The sequence below is a fragment of the Rhodococcus sp. ACS1 genome (assembly GCF_002300155.1).
Classification (GTDB): Bacteria; Actinomycetota; Actinomycetes; order Mycobacteriales; family Mycobacteriaceae; genus Rhodococcus_F; species Rhodococcus_F koreensis.
Map to the genome: position 1 here is coordinate 61592 of NZ_NSDZ01000006.1, position 20951 is coordinate 82542.

At 69.7% G+C, this 20951-nt stretch carries 16 protein-coding genes; 3 read left to right on the forward strand and 13 right to left on the reverse strand.

All coding sequences use genetic code 11. The annotated features are described in order from the left end of the window. Positions 1–8 precede the first annotated feature (8 nt). The 6 genes from CJ179_RS28835 to CJ179_RS28860 all read right to left on the reverse strand — a co-directional run bounded on the left by CJ179_RS28835 (position 9) and on the right by CJ179_RS28860 (position 10660). Positions 9–4166, reverse strand: coding sequence for a TIGR02680 family protein (locus CJ179_RS28835; protein ID WP_095863669.1), 4158 nt, complete (start codon positions 4164–4166; stop codon positions 9–11). Further along, positions 4163–5557 carry a TIGR02678 family protein gene (locus tag CJ179_RS28840; protein WP_095863670.1) on the reverse strand — a complete coding sequence of 465 codons (1395 nt, stop codon included), beginning with the start codon at positions 5555–5557 and terminating at the stop codon, positions 4163–4165. The genes CJ179_RS28835 and CJ179_RS28840 overlap by 4 nt, the downstream gene beginning before the upstream one ends. Beyond that, positions 5554–7005: a TIGR02677 family protein gene (locus tag CJ179_RS28845; protein WP_095863995.1), complete on the reverse strand. Its 1452-nt coding sequence runs from the start codon at positions 7003–7005 to the stop codon at positions 5554–5556. Before CJ179_RS28845 ends, CJ179_RS28840 begins: the two co-directional genes overlap by 4 nt. 187 nt (positions 7006–7192) lie before the next feature. Beyond that, a complete protein-coding gene (locus tag CJ179_RS28850) occupies positions 7193–8350 on the reverse strand; it encodes a hypothetical protein (protein WP_095863671.1) in 1158 nt (385 codons plus the stop codon). Between the two features lie 182 nt (positions 8351–8532). After that, the gene (locus CJ179_RS28855) at positions 8533–9654 is read right to left on the reverse strand and encodes a helix-turn-helix domain-containing protein (protein WP_095863672.1); all 1122 of its coding nucleotides are present in this window, start codon (positions 9652–9654) and stop codon (positions 8533–8535) included. Positions 9655–9808: 154 nt separating this feature from the next. Next, positions 9809–10660, reverse strand: coding sequence for a trans-aconitate 2-methyltransferase (locus CJ179_RS28860; RefSeq protein WP_095863673.1), 852 nt, complete (start codon positions 10658–10660; stop codon positions 9809–9811). 48 nt (positions 10661–10708) lie between these two features. Here CJ179_RS28860 and CJ179_RS28865 point away from each other — a divergent pair, with 48 nt between their 5' ends. Next, complete coding sequence (locus CJ179_RS28865; protein ID WP_072941765.1) at positions 10709–11299, forward strand: helix-turn-helix domain-containing protein; 591 nt, start codon at positions 10709–10711, stop codon at positions 11297–11299. 73 nt (positions 11300–11372) lie between these two features. Continuing rightward, entirely contained in the window at positions 11373–11585 is a 213-nt protein-coding gene (locus tag CJ179_RS28870) for a hypothetical protein (RefSeq protein WP_072941763.1), read from the forward strand. A gap of 18 nt (positions 11586–11603) precedes the next feature. Here CJ179_RS28870 and CJ179_RS28875 read toward each other — a convergent pair whose 3' ends face one another. After that, positions 11604–12404 (reverse strand): AraC family transcriptional regulator, encoded by an 801-nt coding sequence (locus CJ179_RS28875; protein ID WP_072941761.1) that lies wholly within the window; start codon positions 12402–12404, stop codon positions 11604–11606. A 65-nt stretch (positions 12405–12469) separates the two neighbouring features. Here CJ179_RS28875 and CJ179_RS28880 point away from each other — a divergent pair, with 65 nt between their 5' ends. Beyond that, entirely contained in the window at positions 12470–12910 is a 441-nt protein-coding gene (locus CJ179_RS28880; protein ID WP_095863674.1) for a DUF3224 domain-containing protein, read from the forward strand. Here CJ179_RS28880 and CJ179_RS28885 read toward each other — a convergent pair. From CJ179_RS28885 to CJ179_RS28910, 6 genes are all read right to left on the reverse strand, one after another. Beyond that, entirely contained in the window at positions 12895–13482 is a 588-nt protein-coding gene (locus CJ179_RS28885) for a carboxymuconolactone decarboxylase family protein (protein WP_095863675.1), read from the reverse strand. The genes CJ179_RS28880 and CJ179_RS28885 overlap by 16 nt on opposite strands. Positions 13483–13575: 93 nt before the next feature. Further along, a complete protein-coding gene (locus CJ179_RS28890) occupies positions 13576–15762 on the reverse strand; it encodes an acyltransferase family protein (protein WP_095863676.1) in 2187 nt (728 codons plus the stop codon). 124 nt (positions 15763–15886) lie between these two features. After that, positions 15887–16213: a Rieske 2Fe-2S domain-containing protein gene (locus tag CJ179_RS28895; protein WP_072941754.1), complete on the reverse strand. Its 327-nt coding sequence runs from the start codon at positions 16211–16213 to the stop codon at positions 15887–15889. Further along, positions 16210–18705: a nitrite reductase large subunit NirB gene (gene nirB, locus CJ179_RS28900; protein WP_095863677.1), complete on the reverse strand. Its 2496-nt coding sequence runs from the start codon at positions 18703–18705 to the stop codon at positions 16210–16212. Before nirB ends, CJ179_RS28895 begins: the two co-directional genes overlap by 4 nt. A 90-nt stretch (positions 18706–18795) precedes the next feature. Beyond that, on the reverse strand, positions 18796–19947 hold the full coding sequence (locus tag CJ179_RS28905) for an MFS transporter (RefSeq protein ID WP_072941750.1): 1152 nt from the start codon (positions 19945–19947) through the stop codon (positions 18796–18798). After that, on the reverse strand, positions 19944–20909 hold the full coding sequence (locus CJ179_RS28910; protein ID WP_072941748.1) for a PAC2 family protein: 966 nt from the start codon (positions 20907–20909) through the stop codon (positions 19944–19946). Before CJ179_RS28910 ends, CJ179_RS28905 begins: the two co-directional genes overlap by 4 nt. Between the last annotated feature and the right edge of the window lie 42 nt (positions 20910–20951).

Sequence of the window (20951 nt, forward strand, 5' to 3'; positions counted from 1 at the left end):
CTCACGGGTCAGGCGAACTCGAGGGCACCCTCCGCGGGCGTCGGGACGCGCCGGCGCAGGGGCGAACCGAGCGCCTGCGCCAGGTCGGTGCCGTCGTGTTCGGCGAGTAGCTCACCGTCGGACCACACGAGCAGGGTGGCGCTGACGCTCTGCTCGGCCGTCGAGTGCGCCAGATCGTAGTGCGCGCAGCCCGGCACGCCGCCGTACGTGATCCACAGGTCGAACCCGGTCATGAACAGGTCGAGGTCGAATTGCACGCTGAGACCGAGCAGTTCGGCCCGGCCGTTGTCGTCGACGCCGGCGAACGCCTCGTCCAGCGCCAGCAGTCGCGGGGCGTGCGGGTCGGCGGAGTCGAGCATGACGTGCGCCGCGGCGAACAGCGGCAGGTGCAGTGAGACGGACTGCTCGCCACCGGAGAGTGCGCTGTGCCGGGCGACCGTCAGCCTGTCCTCGTTGCCGTTCCCGCTGATCAGGGTGAACGAGAACACCCGCCACCGCCGGTAGTCGAGGGCGGACGCCAGGATCTCCGGGTACGACCGTTCCGGGTGGGCAGCGCGGGCGGTCCTGATCTGGTGGGCGAAGTGGGCGCGCATCGTGGCGAGTTCGTCTGGGCCCAGCGCCGAGGTGTCGCGCTCGAGCAGTTTGGAGATGGCCTTCGCGCTGTCGTCGAGGTTGTCGGCGAGCACCCAGTGGACGCCGATAGTGTTGCCGGACGACATCCGCCGCTCCCGCATCTCGGTGCCCATCCGGGCGATGAGTTCGCGGGCGTCGACGGTGCGTTCGTGGATCTGCTGGGCGAGACCGGTGAGCAGCGCGTCCTCCAGGATGCGGCGCTCGGATTCGGTGAGCAGCAGTTCCTGATCGGAGCGCGCGGACGCGATACGGGCGGCGAACTCGCCGATCGACGAGTAACCCTCGTCGTCCTGCACCTGCACGACCGTCAGGCCGTCGGGCGCGTCCCACTGCAGCCGGTAGTCCTGGCCGGCGGCCGCGAGTTGCGCGTCGAAGTCCTGCAGCGCGGTGGTGAGCGCCGTCCGCGTCGACTTGCGTGCCGAGTCGCTGACCCGCACCGATTCGGTGGCGCCGTCCAGTGCGCGGAACAGCGCATCCGCCTCGGGGGGCAGGATCGGAGTGTCCTGGTCGGCGTTCTGGATGCGGTACACCAGCTGTTCGGCGCTCATCCACGCCGCCGTACTGGCCGGCCAGGTGTGGCCGCCGTCGACGCCGAGGAGTTCGAGCAGGTCGCGCCGGGCGTACGGCGCGAGGTGGGCGGCGTCGGCGTGGGTTTCGGTGAGCGCCAGCCGGAGCGTCTGGACGGCGGTGTTGTACGCGCCCTCGGCTTTACCGATGGCCTCGCCCGCATCCTTGTCCGCCTTGCGGGCGTCGCGCTGCTCCTTCTTGCACGCCTCGATCCGCGCGTGCGCCTCCTCGAGTTGCCGGTCCAGTTGTTCGGCCCCGGCGCCCAGTGTGTCGCGGAGCGTCTCGAGACGCTGGATCTGTTGCGCGAGCACCTCTTCGGCGACGGCGGCCTCCTCCGCGAATTCCTCCGCGTTGCCGCGCGCCTCGTGCAGCCGGTCCTCGGACTGGCGCGTGTGCTCCACCTCCTTGCCGTGTTCGCGCCTGCACCGCTGCACCATCTCGCCCTGCTTCTCGAAATGCCGCACGGCCGCGGCGAGCGAGTCGATCTCGCGGGCGACGTGGGGAGTCCGGTGCGTGGATGCGGTGGCCCGGAGTTGCTTTTCCTTCGCGGACAGGTCGGCGATGGCCTGGTCGAGTTCGCGGCCGACGGCGGTCGCGGTGTCGGTGCGGCTGCGGAGCGCGCCTGCCGATTCGGTGACCTTCTTCAGCGCGGTGAGGATCGATCCGGTGCGGGGCAGGGCTTGTGCCGCCGCGGTCGTCCGCGTCAGCAACGTTGCCGCCGTATCCGCGGACGCCCGGGTGTCGTCGAGCCGCGCCCGGGTTTCCTCGAGCGTCCGGTCGAGTTCGGTGAGTCGGGCGGCGCGCCTGCGGGCCCGCGCGGTGGTTCCGATGTACTCCGCATCCGATTTCGTGTGCCGTCCCCGCTGGATCCCCTGGCGGTAGGCCCCGTCCCCGGCGACGCCCACCGGACCCTCGGCGAGGTCGAGGGATTCGAGGGCGATGGATTCGAGGATTGCGCGCACGCGCTCGTCGGGGACACCGGTGTCCTGCTCGACGTCGAGGACGTCGGCGAGGGTCCTGCCGGTGGGCCGATCCTCGGCGGGAAGGGCCACGAGGAACTGTTCGGATTCGACGTCGGGGAGCGCGTCGTCGACGGTGACCCAGCCGTCGAGGAGATTCGCGGCCTCCAGTGCGGCCTCGATTCCCGCCGCGACCGCGGCGTCGACGCCGTCGGCGAACCGGACCAGACGCCAGAGCGGCGCACCGGTCAGCCCGGACCGCGCGTCGTGCCTGCCTGCCGGGAGCGGTGGGGCGTCGTCGTGCTCGGATTCGATTGCCGCGCGCGCCGATTCGTATTCGGTGATCGCCTCGGCCGCGGCGGCGGCGTCGCGGTCGTACTGCTGACGACGCAGCCGGAGTGCGTCGACGGCGTCCGTGGTCTGCTCTGTCAGCGTCTCCGACAGGGTGGCGGCGTCGTCGTCGCCGATCCCGCGGAGGGCGCCGTCCAGTGCGTCGAACAGCGCAGCGGGCGCCTCGATCTCGGCGTAGAGGGACGACTGTTCCGTCCACCAGGAGCGGAGTTCGGTGGCGCATCGGCTGCGGGCCGATTCGACCGCGGTCTCGGCTTCGAGGACGGCCACCGTCGCGGTGTCGAGTTGTTCCTGGCCACGACGTGCCGCGTCGTCGGCGCGGGTCCGCTCGGTGGCGGCCTTCTCGACGGTGGCGAGCGCGGCCCGGACCGCGCGCAGGTCGCCGTCGCGTTCCTCGGCGTGCCCGCGCAGCGCCGCGGTCAACTGGTCGGCGCGCGCGTCGTCGGGGAGTGCGGTCCAGGTGATTCCGGCGTCCTCGGCGGCGACGTGAAGTTCGTCTTCGGCGTGGGCGAGCGCCTCGACGGCGCGGGTGACGGCGTCGCCCGCCTTCTCGTGCTCCTCGGACCGCTGTTCGAGGGTCGCCTTGGCCTTCTTTGCCTTCTCGGCCTGCAGTTCCGTCGACTTCTCCAGCGTCGACACGGCCTGCGCAAGGTCGTCGAGTTGAGTCCGCCCCTCGTAGGCGGTCGACCGTTTCAGTGCGTCCAGGGTGGCGTTGGCCTGGTCGAGTGCGCGGTCGGCGGCGGTGAAGCGTTCCTCGGCGGCCTCCCGGCTCGCCTGGCTGCGCGCCCGGTCGGCTGCCGCCCCGTGGAGGGCGGTGATGCCGGATCGCACCGCGTCGAGACGGGTTGCGAGTTGGTCGACGTCCGTACGCGCCTGCTGGCGAAGGTATTTCGCGTACACACCGACGAAGCTCTGCGCCGCCTGATCCGCCGCCGCCAGCCCCTCGAGCGCCCGGCCGACCTCTTCCATGTCGCTGAACGAGCGCGCCGCCTCGAGGACGAGCTGTTCGTCGAGGGGTCGCAGACCGTCGGTGAGCGCCTGCGACAGTCCCTTGGGGTCGAGGTTCTTCGCGAGCTGGGGGCGGCGCAGCGTGAGGATGAGGTTGATCAGCTGGTCGTAGCGCTGGACACCGAGCCCGAACATCCGGGCGTCGATGGCGGCGCGGTAGTCGAGCGGCCGGTCGGTGATGGAGTCGGTGCCGATCTGCTCGCCGAGTTGCTTCTTCGTGAGCGGACGGTCGTCGGTGCCGAGCAGGGAGAAGTCGACGCCGACCCGGCCGTCGGCCACGAAGTACCAGCGCGTGACCTTGTCGTTGGTGCGGGAGGCCCGCATGCCGATGCCCACGGTGACGGCCTCGGGGTCGTCCTTCGCGCCGCGGCAGAACTCCATCCAGACGTACGAGTACGCGCTCTCCTGCCCGCGGTACAGGAGGTTCGACTTCATGGTCCGTTCCTCGCCGGCGAACGGGTTGAGACGCCGCGGTTCGATCCTGCCGTCGAAGACGAACGGGAACAGCACTTCGAGCGCCTTGGTCTTGCCGGAACCGTTGGGGCCACGAAGAACGAGGCGGCCGTCGGCGAAGGAGAACTCCTGATCCCGGTAGTCCCAGAGGTTGATGATCCCGGCTCGGGTGGGCCGGAAACGCGCACTCGTCATGCTGTGATGTCCTCGCTGTCGTTCGCTGAGCTCTGGAACAGGTCGATCTCCGGTGTGCGGTCGCGGATCGTGACCACCACACCGCGGTAGCGGGCGAGCGCCGGGAGCGCGAGCACGCCGCCCGGCACCGCGGCGGTGAGGCGCAGCCGGTCGAGCAGCGCCAGAGCGGCGCGTCCCAGACCGTCGGGGTCGGCCTGCCACCCGGCGGCGAACGTGCGCCCGAATCTGTCGGTCAGGGTCCGGACGGTGTCGGTGATCCACTGGTCCTCGACGACCGGGAAGAGCCGGTCGGCGGGGGCGGGCTCCTCGGGTTCGACCCCGTCGTGGCCTGCCAGGCTGTCGAAGATCCCGGACTGCGGAATCGCGCTGTCGACCTGTTCGACCAGGTCCTCGGACCGGCCCCGCGGCAGCGGCATCCGGGCCGTCTCCGGCGTGTCGGGATCCAGGACACGATCGGCGATCTCCCCCGCGAGCAGCAGCGCGACCTGCGCGACCGTTCCCGTCCCGGGGAACCGGACGTCGGAGAGCCGTCCGGAGGAGTCGATCATCGCGACGCCCTCCTCGCGCCGTTCCGCGACCAGTCCGGTGAGCAACTCGACATCGGCTGCGGCGCGGGGGAGCGCGAGCTGCACCAGTTCGTGATCGTCCAGGTCGGCGGCGTAGACGACGGGCCGTTCGACGAGAGCGCGCCGGACCCGCCGCGTCGTCTCTTTCACGTCGACCGTCCGGGACGTCCCGAACTCCGCGGCGTCGTCGTCGGTCATCGAGTCCGCGCCGGCGAGCAGACCGCGGATGGAGCGGAGATGCTGCAGTGCGCGCGGCGGCCGGAACAGGGCGATGACGACGGACCGGTCGATGTCGTAGAGCGCTTCGCCCGCATCGGGATTGGCGGCCCAGCCGCCCGCGTCACCGTCGGCGAGGGCGATCGCGCCGCGGGCCGCGAGCCAGCCGACGGCGTCGACGAACGCGTCCCGGTCGGACGCGCGTTCGGTGGACAGGTCCACCCCGTCGACCTGCGCGGCGTCGGCGGCGACGTGATCGGCGAGTTCGGACAGGGTGATCTGGTTGCCGGCGCGACCCAATGCGGCCAGCGCCAACGCGAGGTAGGCGTAGCGGTACCGGTCGAACGTGCGGTCGGTGGCCGTCTTGGCCGGGGTCCCGGCGTCGAGTCGGTCGCTGACCGTGAACAGTCGGGCGGTCGTCTCGGTGACCTCGAGCCGGTACCCGAAGAGCGTCATCAGATCGTCGCGCAGTTCGGTGGCCCACCGGCGGAGCAGGGGAAGCGCGATGCGATCCGGATAGGTCTGCGTCACCAGATGATTCGACAGGATGACGCGGGCGGCGCGCTGATACGAATCGAGGGCGAGCGGTGAGATCTCCCGTGCCTTCACCGAACGCTCACCTGCAGTCCGTCGAGGTGCAGTCGTCCTCGGGCGGTGCGCACCACCGTCGATTCGCTGTGCGGGCTGAGGGTGAGCTTCACGCCGTTCTCCGATCCGGTGCTGCTCGTGACGCGGCCGCTGACCGGTACCCGGGCCGTCAGTGCGGCGTTGAGCAGGCTCAGCAGCACGTCGGTTTCGGCCTCGTCGAGTTCCCGCTCGTAGACTCCGCCCCGGGCCAGCGACTGGGCGGCGGCCGCGCGATTTCGTTGTGCGGTCAGCTGTTCCTCACGCAGGCGGCGCACGCTGCCCTCGTTGCGCTGCACCCGCGCGGGCAGGCCGGGGGACGGCGGACGTCCGGTCTCGGCCAGCGTGCGGGAGATCTCCACGGGCTGCGCCTCCCACCACGACCGGGTGTCGGGGATGATGTCGGCGTCCGGGTGCACCATCGAGAGGTGGCGCGGACGCCCGAGGTCGAACACCGCCTGGAACAGCGCGTGCGCGGCGTCCTCGTTCGGAGTCGCGGCGAACCAGCCTGCAAGGTGGCGCAATTGGCTCTCCCTGCTGACGCCGCCCTTGCGGGTCTCGGTGACGCGGCGCAACAGCGACAGGACGGCGGCGATGGCGCTCATCGTGCCCTCGCGCAGGCGTTCCGACTCGCTCGGACCCGCCTCGCTCCCGACGAACCAGTGCGTCAAACCGGTCCACCGGGCGCGCCAATCGGCTTCGCGCTCTTCGACATCGAGGAACACCCGCTCGTCGCTGGCGGCGGCCCGCGCCACCATCGCCTCGACACCGGTGTCTTCCACGAGCGCGATGGCCGCGGCGAGTTTCGGCGCATACCGCGACAGGTCGGAGCTGAACTCGCGCATGTGGGTGAGGAGAGCGTCCTTGTGGGACATGAACGTCTCCGGGGTGATCTCCGTGGTGCGGACGAGATCGCCCAGGGTCAGATAGAACTGGGCCGCGCGTCCGGCCATGTCGGACAGCGTCGCATCGAGTCGGTTGAGTTTCCGGTACACCAGGTCGTTGTCGGCGGCGCGATTCGCCGCGGCCAGGTCGTTCATGTCGGCGAGAAGGTCCGGGAGCGCCAGCCGGGACAGCGACGCGTCGTCGAGCCGGGCCGCGAGTGCGTCCTCGACGGCCCGGAACACCTGGTAGCCGGCCTGACTGAACTGGTACACGAAGTGCCGGTTCCGATATTCGGCGAGTGTCGCGGCGCGCGTTCCGTCGTAACTGCGTTCGAGCACTTCCCAGACGTGGAGTTGCTCGAGCAGGGGAGTGACGTCTCCGGCGCCGAGTTGCCCGGCCGGGTCGTCGCCGGCGAGGCCGTCCAGGATGCGGGCGACGTCGCCGGCGTGGAGCAGCACGATGTAGTTGGCGCGGGCGTGATCGAAGGCGCGCAGCACCCACAGATACTCCGCCCGCTTCTCCGCGGTGGCGAAGGAGAACAGTTTCAGCCGGTCGTCCCGGAGCGGGGGAGCGACCGCCGGACGCCCGGCGCGCAGCCCCGACGGGGACCGACCTGGATCGCTGCCTGATTCACTCACCGTGACAGGTTATGCGGTCGTGCAGCGGTCGAGCGAACGCCGTGCCGACCTGCACCCCTCACCCCACCACGACACCGACGAAAGGGAGGCGGGGCAATCAGAGGACGAACAGCACGAAGACGATCGCGACCAGCACGAGCGCCAGCCCGACCGCTGCGGCGACGAGCCAGGACGCCCGGGAGGCACTGTCGGAATCTTCCCCGGACTGCACGACGGCGCGCGGTTCCGGCGGCGTCGCGACTGCCGTTCCGCCCGACACTCGCGCGGGGGAGGCGCCCACCGCTGCGGCGTACGCGGGGTTCTGCGTGCGTGTGGCGGCCCGGTTCGGGGTTGCGGACGTCGACGGCACGGGCTCGCCGACGACGGCGTCGATCACCTCGGTGACGTCGTACGACGGTGGCAGGCCGATCGGGGTCACCCTGTGGGTGGTCGGATTGAACCCGGCGGCGCGGATGGCGGCACCGAGCGCCGAGGTCTGCTCGGGGCCTGGGCCGACGACGCACCGGACATCGAACTTCTCGCCGATCGTGGCCGCGAATCCGTGAACGGCCGCGGAGTCCCTCGCGATCAGACCGTCGCCCGTGACGACCACGGCGTCGAGGTTGCTGGGCAGCCAGCCGAACGCACCGAGTGCGGTCGCGATCTGGGCCGTCGGGGAGCCCCCCGAGGAGAACCGGAACGCCTTGCCTGCCTCGACCCCCGAGCGAATCAGCGCGACCGTCGATCCGGTGTCGTCGACGTGATAGATGCCGACCAACTGCCCGGGGCGCTCGGCGATCTCGGATTCGAACCAGGCCGCGGCGGCTTCGGCATCCGAGACCAGGGACAGATACGACATGTCGGCGTAGTCGAGCGCGTCGCGGAGCGCTGCGACCGCGGCCGAGTCCCAGCGGGTCGGATAGGTGGCCATGATGTCGGGGGCGCCACCCGTTCGGCCGCCGTGGTCGGGCAGAGGTTCGCACTCGCGGAGCAGGCATCGCATCGCACCCGCGACCAGGTCTTCTGCGCGGTACCGCGATCCGTCGCCCACCGCGACGCCGGCGGGGTCGCCGACGCGGGGAAGGAACCCCGACACGGTGTGGGTATCTCCGATCGTGTGCGGCGCCGATCCGCCGAGAATTGCGGTGCCGTCCGGGCACATGTGCAAGACGGTGTCGCGGACGATGACGATCGGATCCGGGGATCCTGGATCGTTCGACGCCACCACCGCGGTGGACACGACACTGCCGATCCTGAGCCCGACTCCCATGGACATGCAAGAACCCCTATTCGTGTTGCGAACGGATTGCGACTTCCGTCAGGCCCGCCCGACTCGGTCGGTGAGGCCACAAGATGTACATCCTGCTACCCGAGGGTGCTTGTGCGCGCCATCACGCGCGGCGTGGCGTGGTCGTATTGCACACACTCGGGAGTTTCCGCCTGCGACGAGTGATCGAGTCAGGTCACCGTGGGCGCGCCGAGGGCCGTTCTCCACTCGGTCACGTTCTCGGTCATCCAGCTGAGGAGATGCTCCGCTTCCTGCGGATGGCGGCCGGTGCCGGCGAGGAGATCCGCGAAGGCCTGTGCCGGGGCGACCAGGCGGACGTTGTCGCGGAACAGGGTGCGTTCGAAGACCGCGGCCGATCGGGGAGTGGCGACGAGAACGTTGGCACCCTGATCGACGGGACGTAGTTCGAGAGCGCCTGCCAGCGTCTCGGCGTTGTCGGCGTAGATCTGCACGTGGTGCGTCGGTGCGTACTCGACGAACGCTGCTGCGGCGTGCGAGCCTGTCACCGCGTAGAGATGGTCGGAGACCTTCCCGAGTTTCGCGACGAACGACTGCACTCCCTCGGGTGCGAAGTAGCCGACGATGGGGCAGTCCTTGAAGCTGGAGTCGCTGCTCCAGGCGCGCAGCATCTGCTGCCACCGAACACTGGTGATGGGGCCGCGGGGGAGTCGCTCGAGGAGATCGCGTTCCTCCAGGGTCTCCACCACCCGATAGGTCGCGCCGGTGGACGCGCCGGACAGCCGGACGAGTTCCGGGACCGTCAGCTGACCCGAGTGATCGGCGAGGGCACGCACGACCCGCGCGGCGGGATCGCCGGTCAGCTGGGCGGCCGGACGGCCGGGCCCACGCCACGGGTCGGCGTCCGCGCCCCGGTCTCGCACCCAGATGGCGGGCCGGTCCGCCGACAGAGAGGTGTTGCCCGTCGCGTCCGCGTACGACAGACCCCTGGCGTCGAGTTGGCGGCGAACGGGTTCGGAAAGATAACGGGCGCAGACGAATCCGCGATCGGATCCGGACAGTCCGTCGGCGAACCGGGCGGCGTCCCCCGCGAGCACCCCGCGGGCGGGGATGACGGAGAAGGACGCCACCTCGCCGCCCGGGGCACCGACCAGCAACCGTTCCGGTGCGTCGGCGAGGGAGCGGGACTTTCCGGACGTCAGCGACCAGCCGTGGGGGAGTGCGGCCTGGAGGGTCGCGATCGCCCGGCGGTAGAGATCGATGTCGCGTTCCGGCTTGGGGAACGGGACCTTGGGCTCGCTCCCGGCGAATTCGGGGTTCTCCTGATTCGGCACTTCGCCAGTCTACTCAATCGGTCCGAGACGGAACCGCGTAAAAGACCGAATTCTGGGGTTCCGTTCCGTAGGTCACCGAGCATGCAGATCCCGCCGATCCTCACCACCGCACAACACCCGTTCCGAAAGCTCGGACAAGGGCACGCACACGATTTCAGGGGCGTCGGGCGGTCCAGGCGGTCCTGCTGCCGCGGACCGTCAGGTCCCCGCGGTGCAGGACGCTGTCCGGGTTGTCTTCCGAGAGAAGACGATCGAGAGTGTCGCGGTCGTCGGCGGCCAGTTGTCCGTCGAGGGCGGAGCGAACACGGCTCAGAAAGGTATGTGCGTAGCGTCCGGTGCTGGGCGGGGTGGGGGTTGCCTCACTGGTGAAATTGCGCTCCTCGACGTCCACGAAACCAGCTCTCTCCACGTGGTCCCGCCAGTTCGGGTGAGCGTTCCAGTCCATCCGCGCCAAGGCCTCGTGGCAGCGCGACTCCAGGCCCGGGCGGCCCATGCCCAGGTCGTCCGGCAGGAGGCGGGGCAGGGCGTCCATCTCGACGACCACCAGCACGCCGTCGGTGTTCAGCGCGGCGTACATGTCGCGCAGCACCCGGTCGGGGTCGGCGACCTCGTGCAACGAAGAGGCCGCCCACGCGACATCGGCGGCCTCGACTGCGGGCCAGCCGGCATCCAGATCGGCGTGCACGACGCTCACCCGGTCGGCCAGGCCCTGCCCGCGCGCGGCTGTGCGGACGCGCTCGAGCATCACCTCCGACCTGTCGATCGCGACCACCTCGGCCGCGGGGAACCGCCGAGCCAGCGTCAGGCTGCCGACGCCCGTTCCCGCGCCCACGTCGACGACCCGGCGCGGCGTCTCCCCGACGCGCCGTTCGGCCCACTCGGCCACCTGATCCAGGTAGGAGCCGAAGATCTCGGCGTCCAGGTCGAGGAGATTCGGCAGAGCGGCTTCGTGGGCGAGTGTGTGCTCGCCGTGGTGGTGGGCGTGGTGATGCGAATGCTGTGTCATGACTCCAAGGCTAGTCACGTTCTGCTCTATACGCATACACTCTTGCGTATGACGCAAGAACTCGGATTGGACGGTGTGATCCGGCAGCGCATCCGGGGCCTACGGCTGGCCCGCGGCTGGTCCCTCGACGCGCTCGCCGCCCGCTGCTTCCTCAGTCCGTCTACGCTGAGCCGCATCGAGACGGGCCACCGCAGGATCGCCCTCGACCAACTGGTTCCGATCGCGCGGGCTCTCGGCACCACGCTCGATCAGCTCGTCGAGTCCGTCGACGACGAGGACGTGGTGATCCGGCCGATGCCCGAACACACGCGAGGCCTCACGACCTGGCTCCTGTCCCGCGAACGCGCCCTCCACGGCGCAACCGTGGCGAAGATGCGCATCACCCCCGAACGGCCGGCCGGCCCGGAGCACGTCTGTGTGCACCCCGGTCACGAGTGGTTCACCGTCCTGTCGGGGACGGCCCGCCTGCAACTGGGGGAGCGGACCATCCTGATCGAAGCCGGTGCCGCAGCGGAGTTCTCGACCATGGTGCCGCACTCCATCGGCGCCCACGACGGTCCGGTGGAGATCCTCACGATCTTCGACCACGACGGGGAGCGGGCACACCTGCACGCCGCGGACGACGCTCCGCCGGCGTGACGAACGCACGCCTACGGTGCACGGCACATACGATGTGGGCGGCATCGGCGCACGCCGAGAAGAAAGGACGGATATGTCGTCTTCCGACACCGCAGGCGAGACGGAATTCCCCGCGAGTATGGGGAAGGTCTCCCGTCGTGAGCTCGCGTCCCACGGCTACACGCGCTTCGATCAACTGACGACGGTCACCGCCAAGGAGCTGTTGAAGATCCACGGCGTCGGACCGAAAGCGATCCGGATCCTCGAGGAGGAACTCGCCGAGCGGGGACTCGGCTTCGCCGGCTGAGCGGCGGAGCCGGACGCGCTACAGCAGGCCGTTCGCGCGCTGGTAGGTGGCAGGCGGTGTGCCGACGACCTGGGTGAAGACCCGGGTCAGGTGGGCCTGGTCGCTGAACCCCAATTCGTAGGCGAGCGCAGACCAGTCGATCCTCTCGCCCGAGTGGGCGGCGGCGGCCGCGTCGAGGATGCGAAACCGCTGGATCACCCACTTCGGGCCGATGCCGACGTATTCGGTGAACAGCCGTTGCAGGGTACGCAGGCTGCAGCCGGCGTGCGCGGCGAGCTGGTCTGCGCGGACGAAGTCCCGGCGGCGCTGGGCGTCGCCGACCAGGGCCGTGACCTCCCGTCCCGTAGGATCCGGAACGGGATCGCTGCGCAGAAGATACCGCTCGAAGGTGTCGATCATCTCCGCGCTGTCCGTGCCTGCGAGGATCCGTTCCGCGACGGGGCGATCGTCACCGGACAGAAGATCCCGTCCGGGCTGGACGGTTCCCGAGATCGCGCCGAGACTGCTCTTCAGCAGAGGCCGGAACCCGCCGGCGTGGAAGGCGGCACCCAGCACGTGGCCGTGTCCCGTCAACGTTCGGGAGAACGGCGACCGGGAGATCCCGTGCACCAGCAACTGTCCGTCCTCGGCGGCGACGTGAACGCGCGGCTGAGGAACCACCTGCTGCCGATGGGGCTTCGGCACCGACCACCTCACCAGCCAGTGGTAGTCGACGAACTCGGCCAAATCTGCTCGGGGAGCGACTCGTTCGACCTCGAAACCGGGTGCGTCGGCGGTCGGGCGGACGATCGCCTCGGGATGTCCTGGCACATTCGGCACTCGCTCATCCTAGTGTCGCGAATGTTCAAGAGCGCCACGCTGCCGCGTACCTAGAGTCTCCTGACATGAGCTACTCACACACTGCACGAAGCAAATTCACCATCGCCGCGTGGTCGGAATCGGTGATCACCGACATCGACGGCGAAGGTACGACCGCCGGCGACACCTACTACCCCGCACGCGGCGCCACGCGAGCGGCCGTCGAATATTCGTACTCCGGCGACATCGAGGGAACGAGCACCGTGACCTACCTGATCGCGTACAAGGCCGATGCCGCCCCGGTGCTCGGCCTCGAGCGCTTCGAGGGCTCGATCGGCGGGCACGACGGAACGTGCGTGTTCCAGCACCTCGGCAGCCAGGACCAGGGTTCCGTGTCGGCACGGATCGAGGTGGTGCCGGGTATGGGCACCGGCGGTCTGACCGACCTGCGTGGCAGCGCGGACCTGTCCATCGCCGGACCCGGCGAGGGCGGCTACGAATTCGTCCTGTCCTACGACATCGGCTGAGTACGGGTCGTCGAGCGTGCGCTCAGCGGCTTCAGGCCACACGACGCCGCGAGGCCCTGCGACTCGATGCCGAACGCGGTGTTGGAGCGGGTCATGAAGTTCGTCAGTGCGATGAACGCGGTCAGTTCCACCATCGCGGCCGGGCCGAGTGCCTTCAGTAGCCTGGCCGACAGTTCGTCGGTGACCGTCGGCGGGGTCAGCGTCATCGCCTCGGCATACTCCAGCGCGTCCCGCTCCAACGGGGTGAAGACGTCCGACTCGCGCCACCGAGGCACCTCGCGTGCCTTCGTCTCGTCCAGTCCCTTGTTGTGGGCTTGGAAGTAGCCGTAGTCCAGGCAGAAGCCGCAGCCGACCATGCTCGCCACCGCCATGTGGGCGAACGATTTCAGATTCTCGTCACACCGGTCCCACTTCTGTACCTTGCGGCCCACGCTGAAGCTGAAGTTCAGCACCTTGCGGTTGTGCCACACGACCCCCACCCCGTCGGGTACGTCGCCGAGCATCTTGCGGGACATCCGCTTGACGACCGCACCGTAGATGCCGGTCAGCTCTGCCTGCGGGATCCTGGTCATGATTCCTCCTCCGGTTGGAATGTTCTCGGCATAGAGACACCGGCCACGAGCCGAATGTGACATCCGAACCGGATCTTTTTCGCCGGCCGCCCCTCAGCCCTGCGCGAGTGCGCGGTCGGCCAGCGCGGCGATCACGGGTGAGAGCGCCTGCGCGTGTTCGAGGGTCAGATGGTTGTCGTCGCGGTACACGAGGTCGTTGCCGACGACGACCGGGCAGCGCTCGGCGGTGCAGAACAGGGTGGTGAGATCGGCGTACCTGCCGCCGCCTGCCGCGGTGGCGGTCGCCTCGGCCGCGACCCCGGCGTCGTTGACCGCGACCGCACGCGGGGGCGAGCAGGCACTCGCGTCGTCGAGGTGCGCGGACAGGCACGTCGGGACGGTCGACTGCGGATCCGGGACGGGACCGAGGACGAGGACGGCCGCACCCGTGGCCCGCAGTTCCGTGACCAGCCGCGTCAGGCTGTCGAGCCAGGGCCGGGCATAGACGCTGAAACCGAAATCGGCGCCGTACCGCCGGGACATGCTCAGCACGACCAACCGGGGCCGCTCGGCCCGCAGCCGGTCGACGATCTCGCCGCGCCACTGCTCGCACTCGGTGTATTCCCGCCCGAGGTAGGGGCTGGTGAGGGGAAGGTCGAGGAGTGGGCAGGTGACCTTGCCCATCGTCTCCAGCCGCCAATGATGCTGCTCGGAGGCCGCTTCGAACGCCGGGGCCCACATCGCGGCATGCGAATCCCCGACCAGCGCCACCGTCGTCGCCGACGTCACGTCACCCGATGCGCACTCGTCCTGCCCCACCTCGAGCCACGACCGCACGCAGCCGTTGACGAACACCGCAGGCTTGTCTGCCGGTGCGTCGGCGAGCGGTGGCGACAGATTCGACGGGACCGACTGCAGCCCAGCAGCCGCCGCGACCGCCGCCTGCACCTGAGCGGTCATGTCGTTCACCGCCGAGTCACGCGGATCGATTGCGGGAGTGGCCGATTCGACCGGTGCCGAGACGGTGAGGGCTGCTGCGGCGGCGCCGTGTCCGACCGGGACCGGCCGCGCCACCAGCAGAACCAGCGCCGCACAGACGGCGACGGCGGTGACGGCTCCGCCGAGGACGAGGCTGCGTGAGGCCGAGAGACGTAGCGGAGCCGCGAAGCGAACCGGGTTCTCGACCAGGGCCAGTGTGAGTCCGGCCAGACCTGCGGACACCATGACCATCGCCAGCCGATCGGTCAGATCGAGAGAGCGGCCGAGCACGATCGGCGCGAGCAGCAGTACCGGCCAGTGCCAGAGATACCAGGAATAGGACACCCGCCCGACCGCCCGCATCGGCGGCAGGGACAGGCCCCGGCCGACCCCCAGCCGCGGTGCGGCACAGCCCGCTCCGATCACCAGCACCGTGCCGAGCACCGGCAGCAGCGCGGCGGTGCCGGGGTAGGGTGTCTTCTCGCCCAGCCGAAGACAGGCGAAGACGATCAGTGCGAGGCCTGCCCAACCGGCGGCCGCGGCGACCGCAGGCGGCAGCCGCCGCCAGTGCCGAACCGACAGCGCGACCAACCCACCGGCGGCCAGCTCCCAGGCGCGGGCGGGCAGCGAGAAGAACGCCCACGGCGGCAGCGTGCGGGTCCAGTCGAGCGAGACCGCGAACGACACCGCCGCGACCACCGCGAGGACCACCAGATACGGGGTCGTCGACGGTGCGTGGTCCGGGCCCTGGCGTCGTGTTCTGCGCCGCACGAGCCAGGCGACCCCGATGATCAGCGCAGGCCACAGCAGGTAGAACTGCTCTTCGACGCCGAGCGACCAGTAGTGCTGGAACGGTGACGGGGGCGTGTCCGCGGCCAGGTAGTCGGTGCCGTGCAGCGCCAGTCGGTAGTTGCCGACGTAGAGCGCGCTGGCGATCCCGTCACCGAGGACCGCGCGGGCCTGCAACGGAGGAAGGAGTAGGGCCGCGCCAATCGCGGTGGCCACCAGCACGACGCACCCGGCGGGCAGCAGTCGCCGGGCACGGGCGCCGTAGAACTCGGCCAGTCCCACGCGGCCGGTGGCAGCCACGTCCCGCCACAGCAGCCCGGTGATGAGAAACCCCGAGACGACGAAGAAGATGTCGACACCGGCGAATCCGCCGTCGATCCCGGGCACACCCGCGTGAAAGAACACCACGGCCAGCACCGCGACGGCCCGCAGACCCTCGATGTCCGTACGGAACACGGTTCCCACGGTCCGGTCACCGGCCTGAGGGCGGTTACCGGATCGGCCCCGTCGTTCCGAACTGGCGACGGTACTCACTCGATCAGCGATCTGTCCATGCGACGAGCCCCTTCAGCTGCAGCACTGGCCTCATGATGACAGCGGTGCCGCAGTTTTCCCGAAAGGCACGCCGTACCAGGGCAGAGCACAATCGGGCGAACACTCACACGTGCACGACGACCGACCCGTCGCGGACCGACGCGGGGTACGTGCGGACCGAGCCCACACCCTCGGATCCGCATGCGCCCGTGTCGAAGGCGAACGCGTACTGGTGGAGCGGGCACGTCACGCCGGTGGCGTCGATCTGCCCGTCGGCGAGGGGACCACCCTTGTGCGGGCACACCGCATCCATCGCCCGAACGGTGCCGTCCGACAGCAGGAATACGGCCACCTGACGGTTCTGCACGACGTACGTCCGGCCTTCGCCCGGTGTCAGGTCGCTGACCGGTCCCACCGCGACCTCGGCGGGACCCTCGATCAGGGCGGTCATCGGACCGGCACCTGGGGGAGCGGCAGCAGCGGCAGCGAGGGAGCGAACTGTGCGGGCGATTTCGGCGCGCTGCGCTCCTTCCAGGGATCCCGGTAGCCGTCCACCGCCGTCTGGATCCGCTCGTCCAATCCGGTCACGATGTCCTCCTCGTCTCGGACCAGTAGCGCCTGAAGATGTTCGAGTCCTACCCGCGGCACGAAGTCGTACGTGCGTTCGAGCCATTTCGCGTTCTCGCGGTAGTACTGGATGAATCGCCCGCCGAGTTCGATCACGGCGTCGGGTGATTCGACCGTGGCCAGCAGGTCGCCCTTGCGGACATGCGCTCCGGCGGCGCCGCCGACGTAGATTTCCCATCGACCGTCGCCGACCGCGACCACACCGAAGTCCTTGCACAGGGCCTCCGAGCAGTTCCGTGGGCATCCGGCGACCGCGAGTTTCAGCTTCGCGGGCGTCTCCAGGCCCTGGAACCGCTCCTCGAGAGCGATGCCGAGGCTCGTCGAATCACCGAGACCGTAGCGGCAGAAGTCGGTTCCGACGCACGTCTTCACCGTGCGCATGCTCTTGCCGTAGGCGAACCCGGACGGCATGTCGAGGTCACCCCACACCTTGGGGAGATCCTCCTTCTTGATGCCGAGCAGGTCGATGCGCTGCCCGCCGGTGACCTTTACGAGCGGCACGCCGTACTTGTCCGCCACGTCGGCGATCTTGCGGAGTTGCTCCGGCGTGGTGACACCGCCCTTCATCTGCGGGACCACCGAGAACGTGCCGTCGCGCTGAATATTGGCGTGCACGCGGTCGTTGATGAACAGCGCGCCGCGCTCGTCCACCCAGTCGGGACCCCAGATGGTGCGAAGCAGCGAGGCCAGGGGCATCTTCGCGGACGACTCCTCCTTCGCGTCCACCGCGAGCTCGACGAACACCTGTGACACGGCGCGGAGATCGCGTTCCCGGATGGTCGCGATGAGTTCGGGCTTCGTCATCGGAATGCAGGGCACGTACCAGTCGGCGGAGGGGTCGGCTTCGAGTTCGCCGCCTGCGGCGCAGGCCACGATGTCGGCGACGAGTCCCTTGCACGAGCCGCAGCCCTTGCCTGCCCGGGTCTGGGCGCAGACGTCGGTGAGCGTCTTGGCGCCGGAATGGACGCACGCCACCAGATCGCCCTTGCTCACGCCGTTGCAGTTGCACACCTGCAGGTCGTCGGGGAGGTCGGCGACACTCGTCGCGGCGCTCGGGGCTCCGACGTCGAAGAGCATGCCGATCCGCTCCTCGGGCAGCGGAACCTTGCCGTCGAACGCCTGCGTGAGGAAACCCGCCTTGCTGATGTCGCCCATCAGCGTGGCGCCGATCAGCTTGCCGTCGCGGACGACGAGGCTCTTGTACGTGCCGCTGCGCGGTTCGTAGTACTGGATGAACTCGTCGTCCGCCGTCTCGGGTCCCTTGACGCCCATCGCGGCCACGTCGACACCGGCGACCTTCAGTTTCGTAGTGGTGCGTGTACCGACGTACGCCGCTTCGGGATTGGAGCCGGTGAGGACTTCGGCGAGGATGACCGACTGCTCCCACACCGGGGCGACGAGGCCGTAGGTCTCCCCACGGTGCTGTGCGCACTCGCCGACGGCGTACACGGAACCCTCGTCCTCGCAGCGCATCTGGTCGTCCACCACGACGCCGCGTTCGACCACCAGCCCGGCGGCCCGCGCGAGTTCGGTGTTGGGCCGGATTCCGGCGGTGACGACGACCATGTCGGCAGCCATTGTGGAGCCGTCGACGAACGACACCCCGGTCACCAGGCCCGCCTCGTCGCGCAGCACGGCGGTGGTCCGCATCGAGGTGTGGACGCCGACGCCGAGTTTCTCGATCTCGGCGCGCAGGACGCTGCCGCCGCGTTCGTCGAGCTGCTGGTTCATCAGGTGCCCCGGGGAGTGCACGACGTTGACGGTGAGGCCCTGGGTGCGCAGCCCGTACGCGGCCTCGAGGCCGAGCAGACCGCCGCCGATGACCACCGCGGACACGTCGTCGCGGGCCTGCGCCATCTGCAGCATGCCGTTGGTGTCGGCGATGTTCCGGAATCCGAACACCCCGCGGGCCAGGCGCCCGTCGTGCTCCCGCAGTCCGTCCATGTTGGGGAAGAACGTATTGCTTCCCGTGGCGATGATGAGCACGTCGTAGTCGACGACGCGGCCGCTCTCGCACGTCACGGTCTTCGCGAACCGGTCGAGCGCCAGCGCGCGGTCGCCGGCGTGGAGTTTGACGCCGTTGGCGGTGTACCAGCCCATCGGGTTGAGGATCAGGTCCTCGTCGTCGACAGCCGCCTCCCCGGACAGCACGTGCGAGAGCATGATGCGGTTGTAGTTGCCGTAGGGCTCGTCGCCGATCATGGTGATCTCGAAACGCTCACGCCCGCCACGGTTGAGGATCTCCTCGACGGTGCGTGCGCCGGCCATACCGTTGCCGACGACCAGCAGCTTGCTCGAACTCGGTGTGTGGGCCATGCACAGAGGCTGCGCCCCGGGAGTGTCGTAACGGCTGCGCGCACGTTACGTGGGAATCAGGAACACCTCACAGTCCTCCGGGAAGGCGTGTCAGGCGGGTGCGTGGTCGCGGGGCATGAGCAGCGGGGCCAGCACGGCGAGCAGCACGGCGGGCAGAAGGAAGCCGGCCGCAGGCGACACGGAATACACCGGGGTGAGGGTGATCGGGGCGAGCGCGTTGCCCATGAATCGCAGCGCCTGCACGACGGACACCGCGCCGCCCCGGTTCGGGCCCGGCGACCCGAGCACGGCGGCGTTGACCCCGACCAGGATGAACTGACCGGCGACCCCGGCCGCGAACCACGCCACGGCCACGACTGCGAGGAGGGACACGGTCCCGGCGGCCGCGACGAGAATCGCCCCGCCGAACGCGCCGATCAGTACGGCCGCCCGGGCCCCGATCTTGTCGATGACACCGCCGACGAGACGTGCGGTGAGGATTCCGGCCACGCCGAACCCGGTGAGCAGCAGCCCGCGCTGGGTCGGGCTCAGCCCGAAGACGTCCTCGGCGCGGAACGCGACCAGGAAGCTCAGCCCACCGAGCGCGCCCCACCCGAGGAGTGCGACCACCCCGATTCTCAGCACCGACGGGGTGAGGGCGTCGCGCAGTCGCGGGCGCGGCGCCCCCGGCTCGGCGGGAGCGCTGTCGGGAACGCCGACCATCCCCAGCACCGCGGCCACGAGGGCGATGACGAGGAACGCGAGACGCCAGTCGACCTCCGCCGCGAGCCCACCAACCAGCGGCGCGCTCGACTGTCCCGCAGCCTGGAAGGCGCCGAAGATCCCCAGCGCCCGGCCGAGATGCTTCTTCGGGGTCGAGGCGGCGAGCGCCGCCAGCAGCAGGGGCGTCGTGAACGAGTTCGAACACCCCTGGAGCACGCGGGCACCGAGGAAGAGCGGCAGCGTCGGCGCCACGAAACAGGCCAGCGACGACAGCAGGTAGACGCCGTACGCGATCCGCACGGTCCGCATCTGTCCCCACCGGGCGCCCAGCGTGCCCGACACCAGCATCAGCAACGCGAACGGCAGCAGGTACGCCGTCAGCGACCCGGCCGCGGCGGATGCACTCACGCCGAGGTCGTCACCGATCTCGGGAAGGATAGAGGCGACCACCCCGCCGCCGAACGGGCCGAGGAAACCGCCGGCGTAGAGCGCCGTGCGCTGGAGCGAGGAACGAAGCGACTCGGACGAGTTCTTCGTCACAGCCCGAAGCTGCCGGGCCCACGCCTGCGGAGATACCGCTCGAACTCGGCCGCCAGCGCATCACCGTCGATCTTCGAGATGGCCTCGGAGATGTCGGTCTCGGCGTCGCCGCGCTCCTCGAGGGAGCGGACGTAGTCGCCGATCTCCTCGTCGTCCGCGGTCATCTCGGTGACGGCTTCCTGCCAGTCGTCGGCCTGCGACGGGAGTTCCCCGAGCGGCACCTCGATGTCCAGGACGTCCTCGACGCGCTGCAGCAGAGCCACCGTCGCCTTGGGGTTCGGCGGCTGGGACACGTAATGGGGCACGGCCGCCCAGAACGACACCGCAGGCACACCGGCCCGGACGCACGCGTCCTGCAGCACCCCGGTGATCCCGGTCGGCCCCTCGTAGCGGGTCTGCTCGAGCTTGAACCGCTCGGCGGCCTCGCTGCTGTACGCGCTGCCCGTCACCGGGACCGGCCGCGTGTGCGGGGTGTCCGCGAGCAGTGCCCCGAGGATCACCACGGTGTTGATCTGCAGTTGATCGATCAGCTCGAGGAGGTCCTCGCAGAAGCTGCGCCAGCGCATGTTCGGTTCGATTCCGCGCAGCAGCACCACGTCGCGGTCGCTGCCAGGAGGCGAGCACACCGACAGCCGGGTGGCCGGCCACACGATCTCCCGGGTGACCCCGTCGACCTGCCGGACCGTGGGGCGATTGACCTGGTAGTCGTAGTATTCCTCGGAGTCCAGCTCGGCCAGCGGCTGGGCGTCCCAGGTCAGTTCGAGGTGCTCGACGGCTCCGCTCGCGGCGTCGCCGGCGTCGTTCCAGCCTTCGAAGGCGGCGACGAGAACAGGGTCACGAAGTACGGGCACGCCAGTGTCGGTGGCACCGTCGTCGGCGCTGTCGGTGGCACCGTCGTCGGCGGTGTCGGGGGTGTCGTCGTCGGGGCCCGCAGGCGTGACGGGGAACTCACTGGAACTCACCCACCCAGCCTACGGCCAGCGTTGGTTCCCCCGCCCACTAGT